Consider the following 12636-nt stretch of genomic DNA (forward strand, 5'->3'; position numbering starts at 1 on the left):
ATAAACCTTATTTCAATTTTTTGGAGTAACTTTTGATTTTTGTTTTAAAATAACTAAAACAGAAACGATCACAATAGCAATTACCGCAATAATAATTGCCAATAGATAATTTTGATCACTTCCTACCATTTCAGGTGAAATAGTGGAAATTGAAGTTTTTGGAGGATCCACAACAGAATGATCAATTTCAAAGATTATTTTTGATAATACACTATTTTTAGCCATATCTTGAGCGGATACCTCGATGAAATATTCTCCTTCATCAAGATCACTGACGTCAAATGAATATGATTTTTGATCAACTATACGTTCACCAGTAGGTAAAAGAAATGAGAGATAATTTGATTTTGGAAGATTCTGATCAGAAATTGATACCTGGATATCCAAACGTTTTGAGACTACAGTATTATTTTGTGATTGTAATTCAAGATTTGGTAATTCTGAATCCAAAGTGAAGTCAAATGTTTCTGATGTCGCTAAACCAAATTTATCGATTGCATTAATTGTAAGAGAATGTTTACCATCATCTAAATTATTAGAATTAAAACCAGTAGTATTTACTTGTATTAGATTTCCATCTAATGTATAAGTTATACTAGCAAGATTATCTTCAATAATTTCTGGAATAATTATATGATCAGATTTTACAAAATCATCTAATTCAAGAATTATTTGTGGAGGAATATTATCTGAAGTTAACGTGGAAAATTTTGCAACAAGTGTAACAGGTTCTGTAATGTCTTTTCCTTCAAATAGAGTTGAATGTATTAGTAATGAATGTGTACCAGTTTGATTAATTGGGGCAAAGATCAAAGTTGAAGTGTTATCTTTGTTTTTTACAGGGAAGAATCCTCCACCTTGACTAAATGGAGAACTTCCAAGCCAATCTAGAGATGCCCAATTCATGAAATGACCAAATACACCAGTTGGCATGTTTGTAGAAATTATTTTACCTTGAGGATCTAGTACAAATGCAGAGAAATTTGTATTTTCATTTTTCCATGAAAGTTCTATAGATGCATTGTTAATTGTATTATCTTGTACGTCAAGATAATACTGTCTCCAATCACCAGCCATGTAACGATTTGTCATATCAAAAGCACCCTTTACATATTCATTACCAAAATTAACATCATTATTTTGTCCAATCAAGGTAAACGGAATATCCTTCTCAACTTTTTCTACGATAACGTACGAAACTGGTACATTTACTGAATGATGTTCACCTTCAAACTTTATGAAGCCATCATAGATGCCGGTTGTTTGATCTTTTTGAGTTTCAATTTTTACGCTAACATCCATAGATTGTTTTGGTGGAATTGAAATTATTTCTTTATCTAAAATAATATCGGCCCAAGAATCTTTTTTGAAATAACTTGCAGATAATGAATAATCAAATGATGTTGCGTTTTCTTTTATTGAGCCGCCCCAGAAAGAGTATCTTTCAGGAACAGGATATACTCCAACTATGGGTTCATTTTCAAAATATTCTGTTGGTTTTGAAACACGTAATTCCTGCATAGTGCCCCAAGAACCACCTCTGTTTACTAGTGTTAATTCATCGCTAGCTATTTCAGAATCATCATTTTTATCTTTCCAGTCATACAAATACAGGGATGATATTTTCAGATCATCTGCATAAATTGGATTTGTCTGGTTCATGAAGTTATCAAAAGAGAAATTAGCATTTAGTACTAACAATGAAGAATCTTCAGGTATAATTTTAGGAAAATCTGTTTGCAAATTTTCAGAGTTAGTGAGGTTAGTTAAAGGAATATAATTTGGACGATAAACTTTTGATTTATTGTGATAAGAGTCTTGTAAATGGGGTTCGGTTGTTCCATCATAAATGAATTTTTCAATTAATTTTAGATTTTCAGGGAGTATTTTGATAGTCAAAGTACTATTTGTTGGATTTTCGATTTTGAATGAAGCAGATGTAGTAGCACCAGGATTTAATCTTCCACCAAACCAGCTTGTTTGAGGTGTATTTTCTAATGAGATTTCAGGCGATGACATGCCAATCGAAGTGTAGTTTAGATTTTTCAATGGTAATTCAAGAATTTGGTTAAGATTTTTTGAAGAATCAGTAGTATGAACCTTAAAAACACCACCTTCGCCATTGATTAAACGAATTGCATCAAGCGAATCAACCATTCCTGAACCTTGTGTAAATACATCATTATGCATGTCATTAGCAGTAGACATTAGAATATTTTTTACATCAGCAGGTGAAAATGATTTTGAATTATCTTTTAATTCCTGCATTACCAATGCGGCAGTTCCAGATACAATAGGTGCAGACATACTGGTTCCTCCAAACATACCAAATGGATCTTGATCATAATCTTGTGATGGTTTTGTAACAGATGCGGGAGTAAAGCTATAAGCACCAATACTCATTAAATCAGGTTTTGGGTCACCAATCAATGTTGGACCTCGACTTGAAAAATCAACTACATGATCAGAATATTTTGTAGAATTTCCAAATCGCGGTTCATCTTTGAAAGGTCCATAACCAACAAATACATTATTTGTTGTAGCACCAACGCTAATTCCAGTAGGAGATGCATTAGGTAATCCAATTGTACCATAACCATGACCGGAATTTCCTGCACTAGACACCATCAACACACCAGGATAGTCTTCAGAAAATGAGTTAGGTAAGCTAAGAGTAGTCATTACTAAAGACAGTAAATCAAATCCAGGTGCATATTCAAAATTTGGAAATGTTGACACACCCCAACTGTTAGATATTATGTCAGCACGTGTATTTCCAGAAAAATTCCATTCTATATCATCATTATCAAATCCTGCAGACCAAAGCCATGCGTATAAAATATCTCCAAACCATAGTGCCTTTACAGGGATTATTTTTGCATCAGGTGCAACCCCTCTAATGTTGAATTTTTTTGTATCATTATAGATATCATATTCTACAAGGCCTTTTGAGATTATTGTGCCTGCACTTCCAGTTCCATGACCTTGAACATCAGTCATCACACCAAAAAATTCACCATTTCGATTTATTGGCGGAAGTAATGTTCCATTTATTGCACCAAAGGTATCATCAATTTCAGATTCATTTTCAATAACACCATAGATGTCTAAAACTTGAGCACCAAGTGTTCCTACACTATAATCAAATTCACCATCATTATCATAATCATAAATTAAAAATTCATTTCCATCACCTATTACATGATGAACATCATCAGTGAAATCAAAATCAAATTCTATTTTTTTATCTGTAGAGTTTTTTGTAAAGTCTTGCCAAGAAGTTGACATGTCAGGAATAATTGTATCATAGTATCCAGATTCTTTCGAATCAACAACTAAAACAGGTACAACTTGTGGTTGACTAGGAGAACCCTGATACATTACACCTAAATGATAAATTCCACTTTTGGATTCAATGTAATCATGTTTATCAGTTCCAATTCGCATATCATCATTTAATGTTCCATTTAGAAGTGGAGAAGAACCAAACATAGGAAACATGGAATTATACACCAACAAACTAGTTCCATCTCCATTTTGTTCTATATTCAAAAAGACACCACCTCCTCTAGGTTTCACATAAACATCAGAAGTCGTGTTATAGAGAGAAGATTTTGTAAAATTTTTGATTGTTCCATACTGATCAATATTTGCTGCAAAAGTAGCATTTGTCAATATCAGACCTTGACCATCAGGATCTAGCATAATAGGAAAATTTTCACTATCACGTGCTAGTGCATGTTGCATGTCTGGATTGGAAAAATCAACACCAGTATCAATTATAGCAATCGTGATATCATTACCAGTAACATTGTAAAGATTATGTACACGTTCAGAATTTGCAATATTTCCAATTGTAGATATTTGACTAACATTATTTTTTGAGATATATTTTGAATGAAAATCTAATTGGAAATCTTCAATTATATGAAATCCTTTTGATTGAAAAATAGACAAAGTACTTTCAGGAACTGTTACTATTGAAAAAAACCCATTTGATGCAGATATAGAATATGGCGTCTGTACAAAATTACCAATTTCAGATATAGAGCCTTTTCCAAAGATTAGATAACGTTTTACTTGTTGTTCATTAGAGGGTTCATTGAATTGAATGATTCCTGAGTTTGATTCTTTAAAATTGTAATTTTTATTTTCAAGATTTTGATTAATCATATCTGCATCAAAATATGAAAATGATTCAGAGATTAATGGGAGTGTTATGATTAACAGAACTAAAAACAATACTAATTTCATCATGATCAAAAAATATGTATCATGAATAATTATAGCTTATCTTCGTCTAGCAATAATTACAATTTGTAAAGCAAGTATAATTGCGATTGATGCAACAATCGGAAATAGCAATGCATTAAGTTGAGATGAACCTTCTTCAATATTACCAACAGAGTCAGATATCAACACCACACTATCATCTAGATTTGAACTTGCATCAGATAATGATGAACCAAAAGTAGAAGTTTCTTCTTTTAGATTTGCTAATTCAGTTTTTGTTTCATCTAAGATTTGATTTAATTCTAAAATTTGAGCAGAAATACCACTAATATCCTGAGTTAAAACATTTGTAGCACCAGAACCATGCGAAATATTTCCTTCATCAAAAGTCACCATATGAAATACATAGATTCCTTCTAGTGCAGGTAAATAATCTACATAATACAATCCTTGATGTAATATTTTTAGATCATCTTCTAAATTTTCTACTTGGCCGTTAGGAAGATGTACGTGAGAAGTACCGAGTATTTGATTTGGATCATCACCGATTAATAGACCATCACTAGATGTTTGTACAAATACACGAAAGTCTCTGCTAACAGCGGCAGTTTCAGGGGCAAAAACAATGGTACTAACATTTCTTTCAATTGGAACTTGAACAAATTCAGATGTTGATGAAAATTTTACTTCAATCATTTTTGATATTCCACCTTGCTGGTTAGAGATAACTTCTAGAATGTATGTTCCATATGGAAGGTTTGTTGTTGGTTTATCCCATTCCATTAAAAAATGATGAAATGATCCATCTTCACTAGTCATTAATTGTTCAAATTCTGCAATTGTATCATCAGGAGTAAATAATCGAATTATAATAGGTTCTTTTGGCATAGCCTGGCCATGTACAAATATTGGTTCACCAGGAGCAAATACCAATTGATTGGTATAAACATCCAGAGTGCCTTCTAATCTTTCTTGGAATACCTCAGCATTTGCAAGTGTCATAGGAGTAAATGAAATCAAGAGAATTGAGAAGAATATTACGTTGTATTTCAATAATTAAATTTCTAAAATCTAATAGATATTACTTGTGAAAATTTTGTTTGAGAATTTTGTCTATAACTTTCGTTAAGAGGTGTTCAAAAAAAAGAAAAAAAGGAAAGTTTGATGTCTAATTACCTTATACGACTCGGATGCTTACTGATACTGTATCAGATAGAGCAGTTGGATTATCTACGCTCTCCCATACAAAGACAGTTGCTTCGTATGAACCAGAGGCAGTTGGAATCCATGACAATGCTGGGCTAAATGATTGTCCAGCAGCCAGTTGACCAGTAATCCATGCTAGTGAGACAGTTACTCCATTGCCATCCTGAACCTGTACTAAGTATGCGAATGATTGATCTCTATCCTGACCGTTTACCAAGTCTGCTTCAATCTGTACTTGTTGATCTACTGATACCTCACTTAGTGAGTTACCGAATGAATCAACTACTCTTGCGTTTGCTGCTGGAGCACGCTCAAGAGGAGGTACAATTGTGCCGACAATGGCTGTGCCAGTGATATCGAGGTCATCGCTTCTAGTATATGGATCTGGAAGTGTATTATCCTCATATTCTGCGGTGATTGTGTCACCTTCTGCGACTCTGAGTCTGTGACCAGATGATTCGTCGTCTGCTGTAAATGATACAGTTCCTTCGAATATTCCAGTTGCCTCATTTGTCTCAGTGATCATTAAGGAAATACCGCCTGCGTCAGAATCTGACCAGACGTCAATTTCAAAGTTGTCCACGTTTTCTGGATCCCAGTTCATATCTGGGTCGACTACTCTTACTACACCATTACCGCCTGCAGGATAGCTTGATTCAAGCCATTGAACTTCACCTACGTTCCATCTGATTAATGCAGAGCCTACTACGACCTCATCCTCGTTGTACTCGTATGAGATTGTAACTCCGTCATCATCTTCGGCTTTAATTACACCATCGGTTGGTCCTGATCCACTTGCAGATGATACACCTGTAACATCATAACCGCTTGTACCAGTTGATGGGTCACCATCAGCGTCGTGTGAGAATCCTTTGAGGATAACTTCACCACTGAAGATGCCTGTATCAGTTCCAGTCTCTGCTAACTGATAGCTAGTGAGTTTCTGTGATCTGGTTTGTACGATTAATGGGTCGTCATCAGTATCACCAATCATGTCAACGAGTCCGCTGTCAAAGTTGTGATCTGGTGCGACGATAGTTACATAGATTTTATCAGTCCATGTGTATACTTTTTGGTCCATTTCGATAGTTGCACCGAAGTTAGATGTGTAAATGCTTAATCCAATGTCTGTGTATTCATCACCAACATAATTGGCGCCAGCTGGGGCCCAATCTGTGTATTCAAGATCGATGAGTTCATGAACTCATCGATCTTGAATACACAGATTGGGCCCCAGCTGGCGCCAATTATGTTGGTGATGAATACACAGACATTGGATTAAGCATTTACACATCTAACTTCGGTGCAACTATCGAAATGGACCAAAAAGTATACACATGGACTGATAAAATCTATGTAACTATCGTCGCACCAGATCACAACTTTGACAGCGGACTCGTTGACATGATTGGTGATACTGATGACGACCCATTAATCGTACAAACCAGATCACAGAAACTCACTAGCTATCAGTTAGCAGAGACTGGAACTGATACAGGCATCTTCAGTGGTGAAGTTATCCTCAAAGGATTCTCACACGACGCTGATGGTGACCCATCAACTGGTACAAGCGGTTATGATGTTACAGGTGTATCATCTGCAAGTGGATCAGGACCAACCGATGGTGTAATTAAAGCCGAAGATGATGACGGAGTTACAATCTCATACGAGTACAACGAGGATGAGGTCGTAGTAGGCTCTGCATTAATCAGATGGAACGTAGGTGAAGTTCAATGGCTTGAATCAAGCTATCCTGCAGGCGGTAATGGTGTAGTAAGAGTAGTCGACCCAGATATGAACTGGGATCCAGAAAACGTGGACAACTTTGAAATTGACGTCTGGTCAGATTCTGACGCAGGCGGTATTTCCTTAATGATCACTGAGACAAATGAGGCAACTGGAATATTCGAAGGAACTGTATCATTTACAGCAGACGACGAATCATCTGGTCACAGACTCAGAGTCGCAGAAGGTGACACAATCACCGCAGAATATGAGGATAATACACTTCCAGATCCATATACTAGAAGCGATGACCTCGATATCACTGGCACAGCCATTGTCGGCACAATTGTACCTCCTCTTGAGCGTGCTCCAGCAGCAAACGCAAGAGTAGTTGATTCATTCGGTAACTCACTAAGTGAGGTATCAGTAGATCAACAAGTACAGATTGAAGCAGACTTGGTAAACGGTCAGGATAGAGATCAATCATTCGCATACTTAGTACAGGTTCAGGATGGCAATGGAGTAACTGTCTCACTAGCATGGATTACTGGTCAACTGGCTGCTGGACAATCATTTAGCCCAGCATTGTCATGGATTCCAACTGCCTCTGGTTCATACGAAGCAACTGTCTTTGTATGGGAGAGCGTAGATAATCCAACTGCTCTATCTGATACAGTATCAGTAAGCATCCGAGTCGTATAAGGTAATTAGACATCAAACTTTCCTTTTTTTCTTTTTTTTGAACACCTCTTAACGAAAGTTATAGACAAACTCAAAACATACCAAATCCCTCATTTATCATGAATAGAATTGGTGTTGACTTGGGTGGAACAAAAATTGAAGGAATACTTACTGATGAAAATTATAAAACAATTACAAGAAAACGTATTCCAACAAATCAAGATGAGGGTTACAACTCTATCTTAGAATCAATCAAAAATCTAATTCAAGAACTTGTTAAGGAATCCAACAACAAAGTTTCCATAGGAGTTTGCACTCCTGGTGCATTATCACTTAGCTCAGGTTTGATAAAAAATAGTAATACACAATGTCTAATTGGTAAAGATCTTCAAAATGACCTGAAAAATATCTTACATTACAATGTGTCTATAGAAAATGATGCCAATTGTTTTGCGTTGGCAGAAGCAAAATTAGGAGCAGGTAGGAACTCTAATCTTGTGTTTGGCATAATAATGGGAACTGGAGTTGGTGGTGGTATCATAATAGATGGGAAAATTCATCATGGACGAACAAACATTGCTGGAGAATGGGGGCATCACTGTCTTCATCCTGAAGGAAATACCTGTTATTGTGGGAACAAAGGATGTGTTGAGACATACATCAGTGGTCCTGCACTAGAAAAAAAATGGTCTGAGCTTACTAGTCAAAATCAACCTTTACCCGAAATCATCAAAAGTTCAGATAATCCAAACTTTCCTAACTGGAAGAAATCATTTCTTGATGACTTTGGTTCATCCTTGGCAAATGTTATTGATATTTTGGATCCAGATGTGATAGTTCTTGGCGGCGGTGTATCAAATATTGATTTTCTCTATAGTGAAGGAAAAAATTCTACTCACGAAAAAGTATTCAGCGACATTGTCGATACACCTATTACAAAAAATGAGCTTGGTGATTCAGCAGGTGTATTTGGTGCTTGTATGCTATAATTTATTGAGGTTCAATGGTAGCAGGCGGTTTGCTTGAAATTACATAAGAAACCCATGTAACTTCATCAATTTCATTAGTAATCCTGTTACTGATTTTTTCTAAAACTCCATTTGGAAGTCTAGTCCAGTCAGCAGTCATTGCATCAATCGAATCTACAACCCTAACTGTAACAATTCTACCATACTTACGTTCATCTCCGACAACTCCAACTGCCTTATCATCTCCTACAGCTGCATATGCTTGCCATACCTTATCATAAACTCCTGCATCCCATAGTTCCTCTTCAACAATTTTACTTGCTTTTCTGCAGATTGCTAACTTTGAAGGAGTAATCTCTCCCATAATTCGTACAGATAATCCTGGTCCCGGAAATGGGTGTCTCTTCAGTAATTTTTCTGGAACACCCAAAATTCTAGCAACATCTCTTACTTCATCTTTATACAATTCTCTTAACGGTTCTAAGATTTTGAGGTTCAACCATTCTGGTAATCCTCCTACATTGTGATGAGATTTTATTACAGCTGCAGGACCTTTTGATACGCCACTTTCAATTACATCTGGATAAAGTGTACCTTGCGCTAACCATTTGAATGGTCCTTTCTGTTTTGCAAATTCCGTAAATACTCGAATAAATTCTTCCCCAACAATTTTTCTTTTCTGTTCCGGGTCCGTTATTCCTTTTAATTTTGAAAGAAATTGCTCACTTGAATCTACTCTGTGGAAATTTAATGAAAAATTATTTTTGAACATATCTTCAATTTCTTTGGATTCATCCAATCTCAATAATCCATTATCTACAAAAACTCCTGTTTGCCTATCTCCTATTGCTTTGTGTATTAGTAATGCTGCCACTGTTGAATCTATACCTCCACTAACTCCGCATAACACATTTCCTTCAATTTCTGAAATTTCTTTTACCGTTTTTTCCACAAAACCTTCCATTGTCCATTCTTGTTTTGCCTTACAAACATTCAAAACAAAATTTTTCAAAATATCGGTTCCGCGTTCAGTATGAACTACTTCTGGATGAAATTGTATTCCAAATACGGTTCTATCTATATTTGCTATTGCAGCTGCATGTGAATTTTCAGTATGACCTATAACTTCAAAATTAGATGGAATTTCTTCTGCTTCGTCTCCATGACTCATCCATGCACGAATTGACTCCCCTATTCCGTCTAGTAATCCTGAATTTTTATCCATCGAAAGAAGAGATGAACCATATTCTTTGTTTGCACGTTTTACTTTACCTCCAAATTTATTTACAATTAATTGATGTCCATAACAAATTCCTAACAACGGTAGGTCGAAATTAAATAATTCTTCATCTGGTTTTGGTGCATCTTCATTATAGACACTTGATGGTCCACCAGAAAAAATTATTCCTTTTGGGTTCATTTTCTGTAATTCTTCAGGTGATATGTCATATGGTACTAATTCGGCATAAACTGAGAATTCTCTAATCCTTCTACAAATTAAATGACTATACTGAGAGCCAAAATCTAAAACAACTATCTTTTCCATTTTCTATTTCACTGAATTTTCTAACATTCTTGTGAGTGACCATGTTGCGGTATTGATTATCTCATCTAATCTTTCTTTTTGTCTGTAATTTTTAATAATTATTTCTCTGATTGCTGGTCCATTTTTGTTAATTATACAATCAATAACTGAATTCTCATCTATCTTTCCATTTTTGACATCAGTACTATCAATTTTTTTCATCTCACCAATTATTCTTTCAATGAAAAATGATCTTAATGGTGGTATTTCATCGGTAAGACCAATTCCTTCATTCAATATTATAGAAATTTTTTCAGGAGTTACAAATGCATTGGCAATAACTTCTCCATCCTTATTTTTTTTAATTTGAATAGATTCTAATTTTTCTTCTTTAACCTCAATTTTATCTTCTTCTGGTTCTTTTGTAATTGATTCAGTTGATCTTGGTAATGATGAGGCTTTAGTAAAACTGGAACCTTTTAAAACTACATCTAATACATCCAAATTCTTCTGCAGAAAATCTAGCTCATCTTGGTGTTTTGCCATTTTATCTATGATTGATTCTTTTAATTCCAACATTTTTTGGATCTGCTCATCAGTATATTGCATAACTATTAGAAAACTCATTCAGTATTAAAACGCATTCTAAAAGTTTTCAATACACTCTAGGTCAACCATTCTAATTGTTTTGTAACCTTTTATTCTGTTTGTTGAAAACAAATCTGCTTTTGATTTAGTTCCTATCCACTCTACAATCTTTTTGCCAAATTTTAATTTCTTTATCTTTATTCTACGATCAACAATTCTATGTTTCGAATATTTTCCAATTTTCTGACCAAAATCCATCCCAATTAAAACAATTTTACTTGCATTGAAATATTCTGCTAAAAACACACATCTGTCTCCATCTGTAAATCCTCCAAAATTTTCACTTTTCCCTATTTTACTTGTTTGTGTACTTCCTATCACATTTTTCAATTTTTTCACAATTTCTAATTTTTCATAATTATCTCCGTGTGCATGAACTATGATTGGAATTCTTGTTTTACCAATTTTTTCAATACTTTTCAAGTCACCATCAAGATCAGTCACTAAAATATCTGGTTTGATGTTTTTTTCTAATAGTGCTCTAACTGCGCCATCAGCTACAATCTTTGTAACATCTTTCGATTTTTTGATATACTTTAATGATCTAGTCAATGATGGCCCTGCACCTATAATGAATACTGTTTTACCTTGGATCATATTTTGAAATTGATTCTTTGAATTTTTTCCTTTTAACAGTGAATTTAATTTCTTCACAGAAATCAAATCATCTTTTTCCAAATACCCAAATTCCTTTCTAATTTCCTTGAATTGAGTTTTCCATCCACGTATTGTCATATGACTCAAATAGATTACCTTATCATAAATGATATGACAAAATTAGGCAGTATTGTAGTTGGTAAAAAAAATCAAATTACTATTATGGGAATCTTAAACATTAGTCCTGAATCATTTTATAAAAAATCTATAAAATCTACAAAATCAGAAATATCAAAGTATTTGTGTGATATGGAAGAAAATGGAGCTAATATTATTGACATTGGAGGGATGTCTACCGCTCCATATCTAAAAACAATTGTATCTGAAAAAATCGAATCTGAAAGAATAACAAAAACAATCAAAATTATTCAAAATTTATCTAACATTCCAATTTCTGTTGATACTTGTAGGGCATCAGTTGCAAAAGATGCACTTGAATTGGGTATTGATGTGATTAACGATATCTCTGGTTTAAAGTATGATAAGAATATGCCAAAAATTGTAGAAAAATATAATCCATCTTTAATTTTATGTTCATACAGTAAAAAACTTGTAAAAGGAAATCCAATATCTGTAACAAAACAACTTTTGAATCAAAGCATAAAGATTGCCAAAAAAGCTCAAATATCTAAAGATAAAATTGTCGTTGATCCAGCTATTGGATTTTTTAGACGTTCTTCAGATGTTAAAAATAATCTTCCATACACAAAAATCACATCTGATTGGGCTCAAAGAGATATTGAAATTATTAAAAAATTAAAACTTCTAAAAAGTACTTTTCCTATTTTGCTTTCTATTTCCAATAAATCCTTTTTAGGTAAATTACTTGGAAAAGAAGATCCATCTGAACGAAATACTGGGACCGCAATTGCTGAAATGTTATCAATAATTAATGGTGCATCTATAATTAGAACTCATAATCCAAAAATCACCTCAGATGTTATCAAAATGACAAAATCTTTCGCACAAAAATCCAGGAAAGGCTTATAACAG

Annotated in this window: 7 protein-coding genes and 2 pseudogenes; 3 read left to right on the top strand and 6 right to left on the bottom strand. The window is 34.2% G+C overall.

Features of this window, described 5'->3' with window-relative positions:
• Positions 1-12: 12 nt before the first annotated feature.
• The 3 genes and pseudogenes from T478_RS06225 to T478_RS06235 form a co-directional block, all read right to left on the bottom strand.
• Positions 13-4257: a S8 family serine peptidase gene (locus T478_RS06225; RefSeq protein WP_048106108.1), complete on the bottom strand. Its 4245-nt coding sequence runs from the start codon at positions 4255-4257 to the stop codon at positions 13-15.
• Between the two features lie 33 nt (positions 4258-4290).
• The gene (locus T478_RS06230) at positions 4291-5286 is read right to left on the bottom strand and encodes an envelope protein (protein ID WP_082008744.1); all 996 of its coding nucleotides are present in this window, start codon (positions 5284-5286) and stop codon (positions 4291-4293) included.
• Positions 5287-5410: 124 nt separating this feature from the next.
• A pseudogene (locus T478_RS06235) lies at positions 5411-6637 on the bottom strand (hypothetical protein); the annotation flags it as partial.
• 2 nt (positions 6638-6639) lie between these two features.
• Here T478_RS06235 and T478_RS06240 point away from each other — a divergent pair.
• Both T478_RS06240 and T478_RS06245 read left to right on the top strand, forming a co-directional pair.
• Positions 6640-7866, top strand: a pseudogene (locus T478_RS06240) (hypothetical protein); the annotation flags it as partial.
• A gap of 98 nt (positions 7867-7964) precedes the next feature.
• Positions 7965-8834: an ROK family protein gene (locus T478_RS06245; RefSeq protein ID WP_048106112.1), complete on the top strand. Its 870-nt coding sequence runs from the start codon at positions 7965-7967 to the stop codon at positions 8832-8834.
• Between the two features lies 1 nt (position 8835).
• Here T478_RS06245 and guaA read toward each other — a convergent pair whose 3' ends face one another.
• From guaA to T478_RS06260, 3 genes are read right to left on the bottom strand one after another with little or no spacing between them, the layout of a single operon-like run.
• A complete protein-coding gene (guaA, locus tag T478_RS06250; protein WP_048106114.1) occupies positions 8836-10359 on the bottom strand; it encodes a glutamine-hydrolyzing GMP synthase in 1524 nt (507 codons plus the stop codon).
• A 3-nt stretch (positions 10360-10362) separates the two neighbouring features.
• The gene (locus T478_RS06255; protein ID WP_048106116.1) at positions 10363-10947 is read right to left on the bottom strand and encodes a hypothetical protein; all 585 of its coding nucleotides are present in this window, start codon (positions 10945-10947) and stop codon (positions 10363-10365) included.
• A gap of 36 nt (positions 10948-10983) precedes the next feature.
• Positions 10984-11721 (bottom strand): 6-hydroxymethylpterin diphosphokinase MptE-like protein, encoded by a 738-nt coding sequence (locus tag T478_RS06260; protein ID WP_048106118.1) that lies wholly within the window; start codon positions 11719-11721, stop codon positions 10984-10986.
• A gap of 33 nt (positions 11722-11754) precedes the next feature.
• On the opposite strand from T478_RS06260, the gene folP reads away from it, so the two are divergent.
• Positions 11755-12633: a dihydropteroate synthase gene (gene folP, locus T478_RS06265; RefSeq protein ID WP_048107031.1), complete on the top strand. Its 879-nt coding sequence runs from the start codon at positions 11755-11757 to the stop codon at positions 12631-12633.
• Positions 12634-12636 lie beyond the last annotated feature (3 nt).

Source organism: Candidatus Nitrosopelagicus brevis, from assembly GCF_000812185.1.
Taxonomy (GTDB): domain Archaea; phylum Thermoproteota; class Nitrososphaeria; order Nitrososphaerales; family Nitrosopumilaceae; genus Nitrosopelagicus; species Nitrosopelagicus brevis.